Annotated in this window: 14 protein-coding genes; 5 read left to right on the plus strand and 9 right to left on the minus strand. The window is 67.8% G+C overall.

Features of this window, described 5'->3' with window-relative positions:
* The first annotated feature begins 163 nt into the window (after positions 1 to 163).
* The 5 genes from FG323_RS13850 to FG323_RS13870 all read left to right on the plus strand — a co-directional run bounded on the left by FG323_RS13850 (position 164) and on the right by FG323_RS13870 (position 6,929).
* A complete protein-coding gene (locus FG323_RS13850; RefSeq protein ID WP_141455245.1) occupies positions 164 to 2,347 on the plus strand; it encodes a TonB-dependent siderophore receptor in 2,184 nt (727 codons plus the stop codon).
* Between the two features lie 35 nt (positions 2,348 to 2,382).
* Positions 2,383 to 2,700, plus strand: coding sequence for an iron uptake protein (locus tag FG323_RS13855; protein WP_141455246.1), 318 nt, complete (start codon positions 2,383 to 2,385; stop codon positions 2,698 to 2,700).
* Positions 2,701 to 2,714: 14 nt separating this feature from the next.
* The gene (locus tag FG323_RS13860; RefSeq protein WP_141455247.1) at positions 2,715 to 4,382 is read left to right on the plus strand and encodes a PepSY-associated TM helix domain-containing protein; all 1,668 of its coding nucleotides are present in this window, start codon (positions 2,715 to 2,717) and stop codon (positions 4,380 to 4,382) included.
* Positions 4,375 to 4,707, plus strand: coding sequence for a DUF3325 domain-containing protein (locus FG323_RS13865; protein ID WP_141455248.1), 333 nt, complete (start codon positions 4,375 to 4,377; stop codon positions 4,705 to 4,707). Before FG323_RS13860 ends, FG323_RS13865 begins: the two co-directional genes overlap by 8 nt.
* A 71-nt stretch (positions 4,708 to 4,778) precedes the next feature.
* The gene (locus tag FG323_RS13870; protein WP_255470181.1) at positions 4,779 to 6,929 is read left to right on the plus strand and encodes a TonB-dependent siderophore receptor; all 2,151 of its coding nucleotides are present in this window, start codon (positions 4,779 to 4,781) and stop codon (positions 6,927 to 6,929) included.
* A gap of 30 nt (positions 6,930 to 6,959) precedes the next feature.
* Here FG323_RS13870 and FG323_RS13875 read toward each other — a convergent pair whose 3' ends face one another.
* The 9 genes from FG323_RS13875 to FG323_RS13915 form a co-directional block, all read right to left on the minus strand.
* The gene (locus FG323_RS13875) at positions 6,960 to 7,964 is read right to left on the minus strand and encodes a sialidase family protein (RefSeq protein ID WP_141455249.1); all 1,005 of its coding nucleotides are present in this window, start codon (positions 7,962 to 7,964) and stop codon (positions 6,960 to 6,962) included.
* 35 nt (positions 7,965 to 7,999) lie between these two features.
* Positions 8,000 to 9,559: a sodium/sugar symporter gene (locus tag FG323_RS13880; protein ID WP_141455250.1), complete on the minus strand. Its 1,560-nt coding sequence runs from the start codon at positions 9,557 to 9,559 to the stop codon at positions 8,000 to 8,002.
* Between the two features lie 25 nt (positions 9,560 to 9,584).
* Positions 9,585 to 10,481 (minus strand): SMP-30/gluconolactonase/LRE family protein, encoded by an 897-nt coding sequence (locus FG323_RS13885; protein ID WP_141455251.1) that lies wholly within the window; start codon positions 10,479 to 10,481, stop codon positions 9,585 to 9,587.
* 2 nt (positions 10,482 to 10,483) lie between these two features.
* The gene (locus FG323_RS13890) at positions 10,484 to 11,269 is read right to left on the minus strand and encodes an SDR family oxidoreductase (RefSeq protein WP_141455252.1); all 786 of its coding nucleotides are present in this window, start codon (positions 11,267 to 11,269) and stop codon (positions 10,484 to 10,486) included.
* A gap of 5 nt (positions 11,270 to 11,274) precedes the next feature.
* Positions 11,275 to 12,423 carry a galactonate dehydratase gene (dgoD, locus tag FG323_RS13895; protein ID WP_141455253.1) on the minus strand — a complete coding sequence of 383 codons (1,149 nt, stop codon included), beginning with the start codon at positions 12,421 to 12,423 and terminating at the stop codon, positions 11,275 to 11,277.
* Entirely contained in the window at positions 12,420 to 13,055 is a 636-nt protein-coding gene (locus FG323_RS13900; protein ID WP_141455254.1) for a 2-dehydro-3-deoxy-6-phosphogalactonate aldolase, read from the minus strand. Before FG323_RS13900 ends, dgoD begins: the two co-directional genes overlap by 4 nt.
* A gap of 10 nt (positions 13,056 to 13,065) precedes the next feature.
* Positions 13,066 to 13,785, minus strand: coding sequence for a FadR/GntR family transcriptional regulator (locus tag FG323_RS13905; protein ID WP_141455255.1), 720 nt, complete (start codon positions 13,783 to 13,785; stop codon positions 13,066 to 13,068).
* A 102-nt stretch (positions 13,786 to 13,887) separates the two neighbouring features.
* Positions 13,888 to 15,468, minus strand: coding sequence for an exo-alpha-sialidase (locus FG323_RS13910; protein ID WP_255470182.1), 1,581 nt, complete (start codon positions 15,466 to 15,468; stop codon positions 13,888 to 13,890).
* Positions 15,465 to 18,224, minus strand: coding sequence for a TonB-dependent receptor (locus FG323_RS13915; RefSeq protein ID WP_141455256.1), 2,760 nt, complete (start codon positions 18,222 to 18,224; stop codon positions 15,465 to 15,467). Before FG323_RS13915 ends, FG323_RS13910 begins: the two co-directional genes overlap by 4 nt.
* Positions 18,225 to 18,249 lie beyond the last annotated feature (25 nt).

Here is an 18,249-nt window from a genome sequence, read left to right on the forward strand (position 1 = left end):
TGCGAATGAATTGCAAAACGATAGTCATTCGCATTTAATGTGAGGCCGCAGGGGCCGCCGGAACTCGCTGCCGGCCCGCGCTGTGTCCAGCGCGCCGCGCGCGGATGAACGGCGGCCGGACCTCCTGCCACCCCCTCGTCATTCCGACCAGCAGACCACCCCCATGCGTTACACCGCTCCGTCCTCGTCGTTCCGCTTCCGTGCCTTGCCCGCCAGCCACCGCCTCGGTGCGGGGCTTTGCCTGGCCCTGGCTACCCTGTCGGCGGCCTCCCTCGCCTCGGCCCAGGAAACCGGCGCCGTCACGGCGGTCGCCAGCGATGCCGCCACCGACCTGGACACCGTGCTGGTGGTCGCGCAGCGCGCCAACCGGGTGAGCAACGGCGCCACCAACCTGGACCTGGACATCAAGGACACGCCGCAGTCCATCAGCGTCGTGGACGCCACCCAGATGCGCGAGTTCGGCGCCGACAGCCTCAATGAAGCGCTGCGCCTGGCCACCGGCATCCAGGTGGACGAGTGGGAAACCAACCGGACCACCTTCACCTCGCGCGGCTTCGACATCGCCAACACGCAGATCGATGGCGTTGGCCTGCCCAACGATTGGGGCATCGTCACCGGTGCCATGGATACGTTCGGCTACGAGAAGCTGGAAGTCATCCGCGGCGCCAATGGCCTGCTGACCGGCGTGGGCAATGCCGCAGGCACCATCAACTACGTGCGCAAGCGCCCCACCAACGAGCGCCGGGGCGTGTTCGGACTGAGTTACGGTTCCTGGGCCACGGTGCGCGCCGAAGCCGATTACTCGACGCCGTTCACCGCCGATGGTCGCTGGGCCGGGCGCGTCGTCGCCGCGCATGAGAAGGGCGACTCCTGGCTGCGCGCCAAGCAGGATCAGCGTGATTTCCTGTACGGCGTCGTCGATGGCCAGATCGGCGAGAACGGCACGCTCACCCTCGGCTATTCCTGGCAGAAGGGCCAGACCGACGGCAACATGTGGGGCGCGTTGGCCTTCATGTACAGCGACGGCACGCAGGCCGAGTGGGATCGCAGCGCCTCCACCACCCAGGACTGGACCTACTGGGACACCACCCAGCAGAACGCGTTCGCCGAGTACACCCACCAGCTGGGTGCGGACTGGCAACTGAAGGCGACCTACAACTATCGCAAGGTGGAGAACGACGACAAGCTGTTCTACGCCACCGACTACGCCGGCACCGGGCTGGAACCGGGCACCCGCCTGGGCCTGTACGGCTATCCATGGCGCGGCGAGGACGAGATGACCGCGCACCTGGGCACGCTGACCGCCAACGGCCATTTCCAGATGGGCGGGCGCGATCAGGAAGTGATGTTCGGCGTCAGCTGGTCCAAGAGCGAGACCCGCAGCTACGAGTACGCCAACGCGGTCTATGACAGCGATCTGTTCGGCTACATCGAGATGCCGGGCTTCCCTTGGGCCGGCAACGTCATCCCCGAGCCGGAGTGGGGCAGCGCTTCGCTCTACAGCACCCTGAACCAGCGCCTGAAGCGCGCCTTCGGCGCCACCCGGCTGGCGTTGACCGACCGCCTGAAGGCCGTCGTGGGCGCGAACTACGCGCAGTACCATCGCGATGGCGTGAACTACGGCGTGGTGTTCGACCAGACCGAAGGCCACACCAGCCCCTACGCCGGCCTCACCTTCGATTTCAACGCGCATGTGCTGGGCTATGTCAGCTATTCGGACATCTACCAGCCGCAGAGCCAGTCCGACGAGAACGAGCGTTATCTCGATCCGACCAAGGGCACCAACTACGAAATCGGCGTGAAGGCCGACTGGCTGGACAAGCGATTGCTGACCACGCTGGCGGTGTTCCAGGCCAAGCAGGACAACCTGGCCACCGGCGCCGGCTACAACGACAACGGCCAGTTCTACTACACCGGCGTGGACGTGGAATCCCGCGGCATCGAGTTCGAGGCCACCGGCCGGATCGGCGAGCACATGAACCTGGTGTTCGGCGCCACCGCGCTGAAGCTGACCGGCCAGGATGGCGACGACACCTATCGCTGGGTGCCGCGCCGCACCGCCAACCTGATGCTCAGCGCGCGCCTGCCGGGCCACACGGCGTTCTCCTACGGCATCGGTGGCCGCTGGCAGAGCGAGATCTCCAATGTGGAGAGCAACGGCTTCACCGTGCGGCAGGGGAGCTACGCGGTGATCAACGGCTACCTGGCCTGGGACTTCCTGCCCAACGCCACCGTGCGCCTGAACGCCAACAACCTGACCGACGAGAAATACATCAACACGCTGCGCTACAGCGGTTACTACGGCGCGCCCGCGAACTACACGCTGAGCCTGAACTGGCGCTTCTGATCGCCGCTCTCCGCTGAAGAGGCTTCCGTACCGACATGCCACGCACGACGACATTGTCCCCGGCCACCAGCCCCTCCCGCCTTCGCGTGGCCTCGCGCGTGTGCGCGGCGGTGCTGGGCGGCTACGCCTTCGCCTGGGGCGTGGTCGCGCTGGTGACCGCGCTGCTGTTCGCCGCCGGTCTGGATTTCCACGATGCCGAATTCATGGGCGCGCTGCTGGGCCTGCTGGCCTATCTGGTGGTGTTCCTGTGGACCATCGCCACGCGCCGGCTGGGCCGCGCGTGGGCGGTGCTGCTGGCGGGCGGCGCGTTGATGGCCGGCGCGGCCTCGCTGTTGCAATCGATGCTGGCCTGAGACGGAGAGACGCCATGCACAACAGTTTCCGGCAGGCCATGGCCTGGCTGCATACCTGGTTCGGGCTGGTGCTGGGTTTCGTGCTGATGGCCGCGTTCTTCTTCGGGGCGCTGTCGGTGTTCGACCGCGAATTCGATCGCTGGGCGCTGCCGGCCACCCGTTTCGAGCCCCAGCCGATGCCTTCGTTCGAACAGGTCCTGCGTCCGGCCTTCGAACGCATGCAGCCCACGTCCGAGGCGATCGAGCAGATGCGCCCACGCGTGAACGGCGACATGCCGCGGCGGTTCGACACGGTGGTCAGCTGGAGCGCCTACACCACCCACCGCGATCCGGTGCTGGCCCTGTACGCGGGTTACGAGGTGCCCAACGCCAAGGATCCGGAAGAAGCCATCTGGGCCTACGGCACCATCGATCCGCGCAATGGAACGGCGCTGCGCGACGACCAGCTGAAGATCGGCAGCGAGTTCTTCTATCCGATGCACTACAGCCTGACCTGGGACTGGAAGAACCTGGGTTTCTGGATCGTCGGTTTCTCGGCGCTGGTGATGCTGGCCGCGCTGGTCAGCGGCGTGGTCATGCACCGCAAGCTGTTCCGCGAGTTCTTCACCTTCCGCCCGGGCAAGGCGCGCCTGCGCAGCACCCTGGATCTGCACAACCTGACCGGCGTGGTGGCGCTGCCGTTCCATTTCTTCTTCGCCTTCACCGGCCTGGTGATTTTCGCCGCCGCCTACTATTTCCCGGTCGGCCATACCCAGCTGCACGAGCTGCATGACCTGCATGCGCAGGTGGAAGCGCAGGAGACCGGCCTGCCGCATGAGCGCGCCGGCGTGCCGGCCGGGCTGGCCCCGGTGGATGCGATGGTGGCCGAGGCGAAGCGGCGCTGGGCGGCAAAGGACAAGGCCGGTGATGTGGGCTTCCTGGTGTTGCAGCACGTGGGCGATGCCAACGGCTACGTCAGCGTGTACCGCGCCGGTACCGATCGCATCGCGCTGGTCGGCGACGGCGTCCACTTCAAGGCGGCCACCGGCGAGCTGATCCGCGAGGATCCGCCCGCCACCGCGGTCGGCCGCGTCAGCGAATTCCTCACCGGCCTGCACCTGCAGCACTTCCGCCATTGGCTGCTGCGCTGGCTGTACGTGCTGGGCGGACTGGCCGGCGCGGTGTGCATCGCCACCGGTTTCATCTTTTTCGTCGAAAAGCGCAAGCGCCAGCACGCGCAGCAGGGCAGCCAGGGCGCGCGGGTGGTCGATGCGCTGGCCGTCACCACGGTGACCGGCATGGTGCTGGCGACCCTGGGCATCCTGATCGCCAACCGGTGGTTGCCGGAGACGATGCCCGGGCGCGGCGACTGGGAGAAATACGCGTTCTGGGGCACGTGGTGCCTGGCGCTGGTGCATGCCGTCCTGCGCAGCGCGCCGGTATCGAAGGGGCTGCCGAACCCGGCATGGCGCGAACAATGCTGGACCATCGCCGTGTTCGCACTGGCGGCGGTCGGATTGAACTGGGTCACCACCGGCGATCATCTGCTGCGCACGCTGTCGGCCGGCTACTGGCCGGTGGCCGGCATCGATCTGGCGCTGTTGGCCACCGCCGGGCTGGCCGCACTGGCCGCGCGCCGGTTGAGGCGCCGCGCGGTCGCGGCGGATGCGCGCATGACAGGCGGGGAGGCCGCGCATGTCTGACACTGCCGTGTCGAACTGGCTGCTCGCGGCCGCCGTACTGGCCGGCCTGGCCGGCATGGGCTGGCTGGCGCTGTCGATGCAGGCGCACGCCCAGCAGGTATGGGGCAGGGCATTGCCCGCCACCGCATCGCGCCTGCTGCGCTGGCTGGGCACCGCGGGCATCGGCGTGGCCCTGGTGTTGTGCCTGCGCGTGGATCACGCCTCCATGGCGGTCCTGGTCTGGGTGATGGCGCTGGCGTTTTCGGCGTTGGTGGTCGCGATGTCGCTGGCATGGCGTCCGCGCGCGCTGCGCGTGCTGGCGCCATGGACGCGATCCGCCCGCTGACATCGCCGCACCCGCGGCTTCCCGCTGTATCCACATCACGACTCCCGTTCCGTTCCGCCAGGGGTACCGCCTTGTTCCCGCATGCCATTCGCGCCGCGCTGCCGCGCCATTCCATCCTCTACTTCGGCCTGATGCTGGCGATCTCCGGCGCGCGCGCGCAGGAAGCGACCGCGCAGGATCCGCCCGCGGATGATGGGGCCAGGCAACTGGATACGGTCCATGTCGAGGGCCAGCGTGTCGGCCTGAACCTGGAACAGGAAGCCGGCGTGGGCGTGCTGGGCAACAAGCGCCTGCTGGACACGCCGTTCTCGGTGACGGTGGTGGACGAAGAGGACATCAACAGGCGTGGCGCCACCACGCTGGGCCAGGTATTCATCAACGACCCGTCGGTGTTCGCCGCAGAGCCTTCGGCCACCACCAACTGGTGGGGCACGCAGATCCGTGGCATCGGCGTGCTGAACCACTACGTGGACGGCGTGCCCATGCTGATGGAATGGGGTGGCGAATTCCCGCTGGAAGCCGTGGAATCGGTGCAGGCGCTCAAGGGCCTGGGCGGTTTCATGTATGGCTTCGGTTCGCCCGGCGGGATCATCAGCTACCGGCTCAAGCGCCCCACGGCCACGCCACTGCTGGCCACCACGCTGGGCTATCGCGACGACGGCGCGTACGCGTTGCGCGTGGACGCCAGCGAACGGGTGGACGGCCCGGATTCGCTGGGCCTGCGCGTCAACGCGGCGACCGAACAGGGCGACGCCTACAACGGCGCGGGCATCGACCGCACGCTGCTGTCGCTGGCGCTGGATCGGCCCATCGGCGAAGCCCTGCGCTGGCACGCCGAGGTGGTGCGCGAGGACAGCAGGCTCAAGCACGAACCGCTGTATTTCTATTGGGATCGCTACGAGGGCGCGCGCCTGCCGAAGCCGACCTACGACTACGAAGATGTCATCGTCCGCAACGCCTACTACAAATCCCAGACGCTGCACGCGACCACCGGGCTGGAATGGCGCGTGGGCGACGCCTGGCGCATCGACCTGACGATCGGCGGCAGCCGGCGCGAGCACTACTCCAACAAGATGTTCGCCGACCTGCTGAACGAGGCGGGCGACTATGCCGGCAGCGTCTACAACTTTGCCGGTGATCTGCGCAACAGCGTGGGCCAGTTGCTGGTGACGGGGGAAGCGACGACCGGAACGCTCCGGCACGAACTGGTGTTCGGCGCCAGTTACCAGCGCAAGTGGGAGCGCTGGGGAAGGGAGTCGTACTGGAGCAACGATTTCAACGGCAACCTGTATCGGCGGCTGGATTTCCTGTCGACGCACGTCCCCGACTTTGATTTTGGCCCGGTCGATTACGACGAACGGCAGAAGTCGCTGTTCGTCAGCGACACGATGCATTTCGGCGACCACTGGCAGGCCGTCCTGGGCGTGCGCCACGTGGACTACGAGCAAAAGGACCTGGATGGCGATCCCCAATCCGATTCGCGCTACACCACCTCCTCGCTGACGCCGACGGTCGCCCTCGTCTACAAGCCGGTGGATTCACTGTCCCTCTATGCCAGCTACGTGGAATCGCTGGAGGCCGCCGGCCGGGTGGCGATGGATGCGCAGCCGCCTTACGTCAATGCGGGCGAAGCGCTGGATCCGACCACCAGCAAACAATATGAAATCGGCGCGAAGTACCAGGCCGGCCGCTTCGGCTTCACCGCCGCGGCGTTCCGCGTCGAGCGTGCGGCCCAGGTGGACCAGTGGCGCGGCGCGGAGCGGTATCGGGTGCAGGACGGCCTGACCCTGTATCGCGGCCTGGAGGCCATCGGCAGCTTCGGCGTCACCCACGATCTCGACCTCGGCCTGGGTTTCCTGTGGCTGGACGCGAGCCTGGAGGATCTGTCGCCGGAAAACGCCGCTTTGCAGGGCAATCGCCCCGCCGGATCCTCGCGCCGCCAGATCGTGGCCAATTTCGAATACCGGCCGCCGTCGGTGAGTGGCCTGAGCCTGCACGGCAACGTGCGCCATTCCGGCGATCAGTACTACGAGGACGCGAACCGGGTGCTGATCCCCGGACGCACGCTGGCCAGCATGGGCTTGCAGTACCGGACCCAGATCGGCGGACGCATGGCCACCGTGACCGCGAACGTCAACAATCTGTTCAACCGGCGGTACTGGAACCTGGACACCCTGGGCGAGGCCAGGAACGGATCGCTCGCGTTGCGGATCGACTGGTAAGCCTGCGCCTCGCCGCGCGATGTCGCGGTTTCAGTAGGTGCCGAACCGGATCTGCACGCGGCCGCCCTCGGTGACGTTGATGACGCCGATTTCGTCCGGCGCGATCTCGTAGACCGCCGGCCATGAATGGCGGAAACCGATTGGCCAGGCGGGTTCGGGCAAGCGTTGCCAGTTTCCGCCACCGTCTTCGCTCGCGCTGATCTCGTTCTGGCAGGAGGTGACGAACATCGTGCCGCGGGTGGTGGTGGTGATCTGCGGCCCGCAGCGCTGATCGGCCAGCGGCGTGCCCAGTCCGGCGGGCCAGGAACGGCCATCGGGCGATATTTTCGAAGAAACCGGGCAGTGCTTGTCCTCGCCGCAGATTTCGAACACCAGCACGTAGCCACCCTGTGGACGCCGCGCCATCACCGGCATGCCGGGTCGCAGCGCGCCGCCGCCGGACTGGGCGGCGATCACCGCCTTGGATTCCCAACTGCGTCCCCCGTCACGCGACAGGCGTTGCGAGACCACCTGGTTGTAGGCGGGCTGGCCGTCGGCCAGGGTCTCGTCCGCATACAGGACCGACAGCGTGCCGTCGTCGAGGAGGGTGAGCACCGGTTCCCATACGCCGCGATCGTTGCGGCCGCCGGGCGTTTCGTTCTGGTCGATGACACTCAGGAACCGCCAGCTGCGGGCGCCGTCATCGCTGGCGTAGAGGTGCAACCGGTAGGAGGCGCCGTCCACCAGCGAGCGCATCGCCAGCAGCACCCGCCCATCGGGCAGGGCGAGGACTTCGCCGTTGTCGATCTTGCGTCCGGGTTCGGCCAGTTCGGACCAGGGCTGCCAACTGCGCGCGCGATCCTCGCTGACGGACAGCGCGAGGGTGGTCGGCCGGTCCTTGTGGAAGCGCGTGGTCACCGCCAGCCAGCGGCCATCCTCCAGCCGCGTCATGCGTCCCCAACCGGCGTCCCGTGCGGCGACGGTGGCGGTATCGGTCCAGCGCACTTCCACGGCCCAGATCGGTGCCGCGATCAGTGCCAGGCCAGCCAGCAGCATCCATTGAAGCGGGGCACGAATGGTCCGGATACCCATCACCAGAAAACCGCGTACAGGGCGATCAGGATGGCGATCACCGCGAGCGAGGCGACGTTGAACGACGGCGCGGTGGCGTAGCTGACGTCGGCGGTGCGGATCCGATCGCGATCGCCGCTGGCGCGTGTCGCCAGCGCGACGCCCACGGCCAGGACCAGCGCCAGCAGGAACACCAGGCCGATGCGATCCATGAACGGCAGCGCCGGCCACGCCAGCTTGAGCAGCAGCGACAGCAGGAACGAACCGACCGCGGCGGCGAGCGCGCCGGCTTCGTTGGCGCGCTTCCAGAATAGCCCCAGCAGGAAGATCACCACGATGCCGGGGGTGAAGAAACCGGTGAATTCCTGGATGTACTGGAAGCCCTGGTCGAAGCCGCCCAGCAGCGGACGCGCGGTCAGCACCGCCACCAGGATCGCCACGGCCGCGGTGATGCGGCCCACCCGCACCAGCTTGGCCTGCGAGGCCTCGCGATCGCGCTTGGCGTAGAAATCGAGGGTGAAGATGGTCGCCACCGAATTGATCTTGGACGCCAGCGAGGCGACGATCGCCGCCACCAGCGCGGCGAACACCAGGCCCAGGACGCCGCTGGGCAGCAACCGCATCATGGTCGGATAGGCCGCGTCCGGGCGTTCCAGTTGCGGCGCCAGCACCACCGCGGCGATGCCGGGCAGCACCACGATCACCGGCATGAGCAGCTTGAGGAACGCGGCGAACACCACGCCCTTCTGCGCTTCGCGGATATCCTTGGCGGCGAGCGCGCGCTGGATGATGTACTGGTTGAAACCCCAGTAGCTCAGGTTGGCGATCCACATGCCGCCCAGCAGCACCGACAGGCCGGGCAGATCCTTGTAGAAGGGATTGGCCGGGTCGAGGATCATCTCGAACTTCTCCGGCTGTTGCCGCCACAGCGTGGTGAACCCATCGATCACGCTGCCGTCGCCGATCTGGCCCAGGGTGATGCCGGTGACCAGCAGGCCGCCCAGCACCAGCAACGACACCTGCACGATGTCGGTCAACGCCACCGCCTTCAGCCCGCCGTACAACTGGTAGGCCAGGGCGAATGCGCCGAGCAGGACCAGGGCCAGGTTCTGATCGATGCCGGCCACCTGCGAGACCGCGATGGATCCCAGCCACAGGATCGAGGTCAGGTTGACGAACACGTACAGGCCCAGCCAGAACACCGCCATCAGGGTGCGGATGCGATTGCCGTAACGCTCCTCCAGGAACTGCGGCATGGTGGTGATGCCGTTGCGCAGGAAGATCGGCAGGAACCATTTGCCGACGATCAACAGGGTCAGCGCCGCCATCCACTCATAGGAGGCGATGGCCAGGCCGATCGCGTAGCCGGAACCGGACATGCCGATGATCTGTTCGGCCGAGATGTTGGCCGCGATCAATGATGCGCCGATCGCCCACCAGGGCAGGGCGCGGCTGGCGAGGAAATAATCCTGCGCGGATTTCTCGTGTCCGGCCTTCTCGCGCGAGACCCACTGGGCCAGGATGAAGATGGCGGCCAGGTAGGCCAGCACGATGCCAACGTCGAGGGTGGAAAGCGTCATGGAATCTCCGCGGGAGGGGCGCGCGTCAGCGGCGTGGCTTGGCGTCGGGGTTGCCGGCGAACCGGGGCTCGGGCAGCCCGGCGATGCCGGGAGTGAAGGCGAACACGTCGCCGGCATGGCGATCACGCTCGCGCGCGTTTGCGTCCAGGCCGTCATGCGCGCTGGTGACATACAGCGTGCGCAGATCGGCGCCGCCGAAGACCGGGCGGGTCGGCTGCGTGGCGGGAATCGACACGCGGCGATCCTCGCGGCCGTCGGGCAGGTAGCGCACCACCCGCGCCGCGCCCCACTGCGCGTTCCAGAGGCCGCCTTCGGCATCCACCACGCTGCCATCGGGTTCGCCGTCCTGCGTGGTCAGGTCGGCAAAGGGGGAGGCCTGGCCCAATGCGTCGCCATAGTCGCAACGCTGGATGATCTTCTGTAGTGAATCGCAGAAGTACATGGTCGCGCCGTCGGGGCTGAAGGCGACGCTGTTGGCGATCGCCACGCGGGGCAGCGGCAGGGCCTCCAGCGACAGGTCGGCGTGCAGGCGATGGAATCCGCCCAGCGCGTATCGGGGCCCCCTCGCCGGTTCGTGCAGGGTGCCGAACACGAAGCGTCCCTGCCGGTCGCAGGCGCCGTCGTTGGCGCGGGTCTCGGGCACGATGCCGATGCGGTGCAGTTCGCGCAGTTCGTAGCGCTGCGGGTGGAAGAATGCCAGCCGCGACGCCAGCGCCAGCAGCAGCCACCCTTCCGCCTCGCACAGCGCGAACGAGGCCAGGCGCTCCGGCAGCGGCCACTGGTCGATCTTGCCGTTTGCGGGGATGTACCGCCACAGCCGCGCGGCATGGATGTCGGTCCAGTACAGCGCCTGCTCGCGATCGCACCACAGCACGCCTTCGCCGAGCCGGTTGCCGGCGGGCACCACGATGCTCACGTCCATGTTCACACCCAGCCACCGTCGACGATGAAGTCCTGGCCGGTGCACATGCGGCTGTCGTCGGCGGCCAGGAACAGTGCCGCGCGCGCCAGGTCTTCGGCCTGCAGATGGCCGGGCAGGCATTGTGCGCGCCGGATCTGCGCCTCGCCTTCCGCATCCAGCCACAACCGCTGCTGCTTTTCGGTGATCACCCAGCCCGGCACCAGCGCGTTGATGCGGATGCGGTCCGCGCCCAGTTCGCGCGCCAGCCCGTTGATCAGCCCATGCACGGCGGACTTGGCCATCGCATACATCGGGTAGCCGGCGTTCTTGATCATCCAGCCGGTGGAGCCCAGGCAGATCACCGAGCCGCCGCCGAGCGCGCGCATGTCGTCCACCACCGCCTGGGTCGCGAAGTACTGGTGGCGCAGGTTCACCGCCATGTTGCGCTCGAAGTCGGCCGGCGTGGTGTCGCCGAAGCCATGCCGCCCGTCGTTGGCGGCGTTGTTGACCAGCACCGCGATTGGCCCGACGTGCCGGCGCGCATCGGCGATGGCGGCGTGCAGCGCATCCAGGTCGGTCACGTCGCAACGCAGGTAGACGGGGACGTGCTCGACCGCGCCGAGGCCGGCCAGCAGGTCTTTCGCGCCGGCATCGTCGATATCCAGGAAGGCGACGCGCGCGCCCTGGCGGGCGAAGTGCTCGACGAAGCTGGCGCCGATGCCGGTGGCGCCGCCGGTGATCAGCACGCTGCGGCCTACGAGGCTGGGATAGCGCGCCATCGCGCCCGTGGGAGGTGTCGTTTCAGCCATCGGGATCACCACTCCGCCACGCTGCCGTCGGCATGGCGCCAGACCGGATTGCGCCAGCGATGTCCTTCCGAAGCCCGCTCGTCCACATAGGCCTGGTTGATTTCGATGCCCAGGCCTGGCCCGTCCGGAATCGCCACGTAGCCGTCGTTGTAGGCGAACGGCGCGCGGTCGGCCAGGTAGTCGAGCAGATCGTTGGCGGCGTTGTAGTGGATGCCCAGGCTCTGCTCCTGGATGAAGGCGTTGTAGCAGATCGCGTCCAGCTGCAGGTTGGCGGCCAGCGCGATCGGCCCGAGCGGACAGTGCAGGGCCAGGGCGACGTCGTAGGCTTCGGCCATCGCGGCGATCTTGCGGGTCTCGGTGATGCCGCCGGCGTGCGAGGGATCCGGCTGGATGATGTCGACGCCACCGGTCTGCAGCACGCGCTTGAAGTCGAAGCGCGAGTACAGGCGTTCGCCCAGCGCGATCGGTGCGGGCGACAGCGCGGCCAACTCGGGGATGGCTTCCAGGTGCTCGGAAAGCACCGGCTCCTCGATGAACATCAGTCCGAATGGCGCCAACTCGCGCATCAGCACCTTGGCCATCGGCTTGTGCACGCGGCCATGGAAATCCACCGCCAGGCCAATCTCGCGGCCGACCGCGTCGCGCACGGCCTGCACGTTCTCCAGCACGTGGGTGACCTTTTCGTGGGAATCGACGAACTGCACTTCCTCGGTGGCATTCATCTTGACCGCGGTGAACCCACGCGCTACCGCTTCCTTCGCCGCGCGCGCGGTGTCGGCCGGGCGGTCGCCGCCAATCCACGAGTACACCCGGATCCGGTCGCGCACCTTGCCACCGAGCAGCGCGTGCACCGGCACGCCCAGCGCCTTGCCGTGGATATCCCACAACGCCTGGTCGATCCCGGCCAGCGCGCTCATCAGCACCGGCCCGCCGCGGTAGAAACCGCCGCGATACAGCACGTTCCAGTGATCCTCGATCAGGCGCGGATCCTGGCCGATGAGGTAGTCGGACAGCTCCTCCACCGCGGCGGCCACGGTATGCGCGCGGCCCTCCACGATGGGTTCGCCCCAGCCGCTGATGCCCGCATCGGTATCGATGCGGACGAACAGCCAGCGTGGCGGCACGAGATAAGGCGTGATGGCGGTGATCTTCATGGGGTGGGGTCCCGGTTGGTCTTGTTCCATGCATCGATGAAGGCGCGCGCGCGCCGCGCCACTTCGGTGGGCGGGGTGCCGGGCGCGTACAGCGCCGAGCCGATGCCGAAGCCCGTTGCACCGGCATCGCGATAGGCGGCCATGCGTTCGGGGGTGATGCCGCCCACCGGCAACACGCCGGTGCCGCGCGGCAGCACGCTGAGCCAGGCTTTCAGCACCGGCGGTGGCAGTTGCTCGGCGGGAAACAGCTTCAGCGCATCGGCGCCGGCGCGCAGCGCGGCGAAAGCCTCGGTGGGGGTGGCGACGCCGGGCGTGCAGCGCAGCCCGAGCGCGTGCGCCGCGGCGATGACGTCGACGTCGGCGTGCGGCATCACGATCAGCCGGCCACCGGCGTCCTTCACGTCCTCGACCTGGCGAGGCGTGAGCACCGTGCCGGCGCCGACCAGGCAATGGTCACCGAGCGCGCGCGCCAGCAGCGCGATGCTTTCCAGCGGTTGCGGCGAGTTGAGCGGGACTTCCAGGATCCGGAAGCCGGCCTCGGCCAGCGCCAGGCCGATGGCCGGCGCTTCCTGCGGGGTGAGCCCGCGCAGGATGGCAACCAGAGGGAGGGGTTGCATCCAGGCGGTGCTCATGGGAACTCCTTCAGCGGGCGGACTTGCGCGTGCGCCCTCGTCCTTTCTTGATGTTGGCGCGCGAGTCCTCGATCATGCCGAGCATCGCCTCGCGCGCGGATTCCGGCCGCTTGAGCCGGATCGCGTCGTAGACGTCGAAGTGGCGCGGCAACGAGTACTTGAAGTCCGCCGCGGTCTGCGCCGACAGCAGGAAGTACGCGCCCAGCGCCGCGTCGATGACCGAGAACAGCGAAGCCATCAGTTCGTTGTTGGTCGCGTCCAGCACGCTCTCGTGGAAGTCCAGGTCCGCCTTGGCCCAGGCATCCTGGTCCGTGGCCGCGGCCATCGCCTCGTAGGCCGCCTTGATCTTCGCCAACTGCTCCGGCGAGCGCCGCCGTGCCGCCGCCGCCGCCGCGGCCGGTTCGATGATTTCGCGCATCTCCACCAGCTTCTCGACGAAGTCCTCGGTCGGCATCGAGGCGCATCGCCAGGCCAGGATGTCGCCGTCGAGCTGGTTCCAGTGGCGCGGTTCGCGCACCCGGGTGCCGGTCTTCTGCTTGGTTTCGATCAGGCCCTTGGAACCGAGTACCTTCAATCCTTCCCGCAGCGCGGTCCGGCTCACCGCCATGCGCTGGGCCAGCACTTCCTCGCGCGGCAGGAGTTCGCCGGGCTTGATCTCGCCGCTGACGATCATCCGGCCGATCGCCTGGATGACCTGATCGTAGAGATTGCGTACCGCGATTTGCTTCACTGGAGCCCCTTGGGTTCGGTGCGCCGCGTCCGGCGGCCACTCTGATTATCCGACAATAGGGGTATAGCACGACTGGGGGCATGGCATGGGAACCGCGGGAAATCATGGCGCCACCGTCGCGGGGGCGATGTCCAGGTAGTCGTAGTCCAGCGGCCGGTCGCCGTTGCTGACGACGATGCGGTTGTCGCCTTCCTCCAGGGATGCGACGAACGCCGCCTCGCGCCAGCCGGCGCGGGGCGTGCTGGCGGCGGAAGCGGGGGCGGGCAGCTCCCGGCCATTCACCCGCACGCGCGGCGCGGCGGCGAAGCCGACGTCGGCGTAGCGCAGGCGGATGTGCCGATCGCCGGCGCGTCCGGCCCGGACCTCGAACACGAGATCGGCGCCGGCGCCGCTGGCCAGGCGCACCTTGCGGCCGGCCGATGCGCCGGCGTCGTCGATCTGCGCGGCGCGGCGGCGGGCCGCGTTCTCGGCTTCGTACCGCCCCAGCGCCAGCGGCGCGGTGGCATGCAGGATCTCGTTGGACTCGGCCCGCGCGGGCGCCGAGGCGATGGAGGAGGAGGTGATGTGCAGCAACTGGCCATCGGCGCGGACCAGCATGGCCTGGGTCCAGCCGGCGTGGATGTTGCCGCTGGCCTTGCGCACCGGGGCGTCGACTTCCCACCAGGGTCCGCGTCCGCCATGGTCATTGCGATAGAGCGTGCGGCCACCCGCATCGCCACCGCCGCCGGCCCGTTGCGCGGCCACCAGCAACACGCCATCCGCGGTTTCGCCAGGCAGCCAGCGGATGCTCGGGCACGCCGCCGGCCAGGCGCCTGCGGCGGTGCGCAGGGCGATGCCCGGATCCTCCGGCGCACCCCAGTCCAGTCCATCGGCGCTGAATTTCAGATGGACCTGGCCGTTGCGTTCACCGTCGATGTTCTCGAACACCATCGCGTAGCCGCGACCGGGGACGCGTTCGACGATGGCCATTCCGGGGCGTTCGACGCCGCCCGGGAGCGCGACGTCCACGGTCTCCTCGCCCCAGCTGCGGCCACCGTCGAGTGAAACCTTGTGCGCCAGCAACTGGTTGAAACCGGCCGGCTTGTGTTGCTCGCTGGAGTAGAAGGCGACCATGCGGCCGTCGTCCAGCACCACGATGTAGGGTTCCCAGACCCCCTGGTTGAGCCGATCGGAGGGCTGGCCGCCACCCTGCACGATGCTGCCGCGATACTCCCAATGCCGGCCGCCGTCACGGCTGGCGTAGAGCTGCAGATCCTGCGCGATCACCTGATCATGTTCGTTGCGGCCGGTCGAATTGGCGGCGAGCAGCAGGGTGCCTGCCGGAAGGTCGCCGCTGGAACGGGCCAGTTCGCTCAGGTGCGGTTGCCAGCGCAGTTGCCAGCGGCGCGCGTCGCCGTGCGGCCGGTCGGTGATCTCGCCGACCTGCCGCCAATGTCCGCCTTCGTCGCGGCTTTCGTATAGCGGGATGCCGCCCGGGGCGGATGGCTCGAACACCAGCAGCATGCGCCCGTTGTCATCCGCACGCGGCTGATGCGCCAACTGGACCGCCGACACGTAACCGACCCCCGCGGCCAGGCGCGCACCGCGGACGGCATCGTCCGTGGCCGGCGCGGCGGTGGCCGCACCGGCGCACAGCAGCGCCGGTGCCAGCCACTTCACGCGGGGCGGCGCGTGCTTCTTCACAGCTTGAACCGCAGGCCCAGGGCGAGAGTCTTGTCCTGGAAGCGGATATCGCGCGGACGGGTATCGCCGTCGCCCCAGAACTGGTGCAGGTTGTTGCCCAGCAGGTTGGTGGCCGAGAACACCAGCGTGGTCTGCGGGGTCACGTCGTAGCTGACCGAGAAGTCCAGCGAGCTGGCCGGCTCGACCTGGTCTTCGTTGCCCGACACCGTGGGCTGGGTGAAGAAGTCGATGTAGCGGCTGCGATAGCCGTAGGCCAGTCGCGCCGAAAGCCCCTGGTTCTCGTAGAACAGTACCGCGTTGTAGTTGTTCTTCGACACGTTCTGCAGCGGCCGCGAGATTTCCGGCCCGCCGATGAACTGCGGCGAGCGGGTGGACCCATCGATGTAGGTGTAGTTCAACTGCGCGCCCAGGCCGCTCCAGGCGCCGGGCAGGAAGTCGAAGGTCTGCTGGTAGGCCAGCTCGACGCCCTGCAGGTGGCCGCTGCCCGCGCTCTGCGGCGAGGACAGCTCGTACGGCGCGCCGCCGATGGTCACGTTGGTGACGTAGGTCTGGATGTAGCCATCGATGTCGCGATAGAACACGCCCGCGCTGGCGTAGCCCACCGGCGAGAAGTACCACTCCAGCGAGGCGTCGTAGTTCATCGACTCGATCGGGCTCAGATCCGGATTGCCGCTGGAGGCGATGCCGGGGCGGTTGATGGTGCCGGGATTCAGCGAGATCGACGGATTGAGTGCGCCGAAGTCCGGATAGCTCAGGGTCTTGGCCGCGACCAGGCGCAACTGCCATTCATCGTTGAAGTGCAGGTTCATGCTGGCGTTGGGCAACGTGTTGATGTCGTCGGTCTGGCGGGTGATCGGGCTGTAGACGCTGGTGCTGGCATCGAAGGAGAAGGCGCTGAGATCGCGCTTGACCTTCTCCACCCGCACGCCGACCAGGCCATCGACCGGCAGGCCGAACAGTTCGAAGTCATACTTGGCCTGCAGGTAGCCGGCGGCCTTGCGTTCGCCGATATCGAAGAAGCGGCCGGGATTCTCCGGCGCCAATCCGGCAGGCAGGCCGTAGAACGCGCGCAGCGCGTCGGCGTTGTCGATCAGGTAGTCGTAGCAGGGCACCAGGAATTTCTGGTGCAGCGCGGCGTTGTCCCGCTTGCTGCAGAAGAAGCTGGAGGCCGGGAACAGGCCCACGACCTGGTTGTCCGGGTTCGGGTTGGCGGTGATGTTGCCGGTGCCCGCGCCGCCCGGCGGCGGCGTGGAGATTTCCACGCTGCCCTTGGCGCTGGCGGTGCGATCCGCATAGCGCAGGCCGAACTGGATCGACGCGATCGGGCCGTCGAGGAACTCGAAGCGGCCGTCACCGCGCCAGCTGTTCTCCTCGCCGCGCGAATGCGCCCAGGTCTGGAACAGGCCGTTGAGGTAGAAGCGCGACGGATCCAGCGCCGGATCGCCGGCCAGATACCAGTTCTGGTGGCTGCCGGAGGTACCTTCCCAGACCGTGGTGATCGGACCGCTCAGGAAGGTGTCGATGATGAAGTTCTCGTCGCGGTAGTAACCGGACGTGCGGGTGAACTCGGTGGACAGGTGCAGTTGGTCCCCATCCCACTTCATCCCCAACGCGTTCTGGATGTCCTGGCCGCGCTGCTTGTGCGCCTGGGTGCTGGTCGCGGCGTAGGTGTCGCCGGTCCAGGAACCGCCGGTTGCGTCACAGACGGTCTCGCCGGCCAGCGGGCCGTCCAGCTGGTTGGCATAGCAGTGGTTGCCGACGTTGAGCTGCGACGGGGCCACCGCGCCATTCGGGAACGAGAAGTAGAACGCCTGGTCGAAATCATCGCGCACCCAGTCGTACAGCCCTTCCAGGTAGACCTCGGTGCGATCGTTGGGCTTCCACTGCAGGGCGTAGTTGAACGCGCCACGCTTGCGATCGCCCTGGTTGTAGGCCGTGCCCCAGCCGTTCGGCGCGGCGATCAGGTTGCCCTCGGCGGTGCGCAGCGGAGGCGTGTCGCCGCCGCTGTTGACGATCTTCGGGAAGTCGCCCCAAACGGCGTCGTAGGCATAGTGCTTGCCCAGATAGCCGAAGTTGACCAGCGCCCCGAATTCGCCGGCGTCGGTGTCCCAACGGTTGCTGAGCAGCAGACTGGCGTTGGGATCGACCTTGCCGCCGTACTCGCTGTGGGTACCGGTGAGGGTGCCGGCCACTTCGGCGCCGTCGAAGTCGAACGGACGGCGCAGCTCGATGTCGACCAGGCCGGCGATGCCGCCCAGCGGCAGGCTGGCCTCGCTGCTCTTGTAGACGCGCAGGGTCTTCACCGCGGTGGCCGGCAGGTTCTGGAAAGCGTAACCGCGCCCGGAACCGCTGAAGATCTCGCGACCGTTGAGGGTACTGATGACGTTGGGCAGGCCGCGGATCACCACCGAGGTCGTCTCGCCCTGGCCGCCCTGCGCGATCTGCACGCCGGTCACGCGCTGGAGCGCGTCGGCCACGCTGTTGTCGGGCAGCTTGCCGATGTCCTCGGCGACGATCGAATCGACCACCATGTCCGCATCCTGCTTGATCGCCTGCGCGGTCTGCAGGCTCTGGCGCAGTGCGGTGACCACGACGGTGTCCAGGTTGGTGGCGTCCTGGGAGGAAGGATTCTGGTCGGCCGGCGCCTGCTGCGCGGTCGTACCGGCGTTGCCATCCTGGGCCATGGCCAGCGTCGGCAACATGAGGGCGGACAGGATCGAAAGCGACAGCAGCGAGCGGGGAAAACGAGTGTTCATGACATCTTCTCCGGAAGAGGGGCAT

This window comes from Pseudoxanthomonas sp. z9, assembly GCF_006542425.1.
Lineage (GTDB): Bacteria > Pseudomonadota > Gammaproteobacteria > Xanthomonadales > Xanthomonadaceae > Pseudoxanthomonas_A.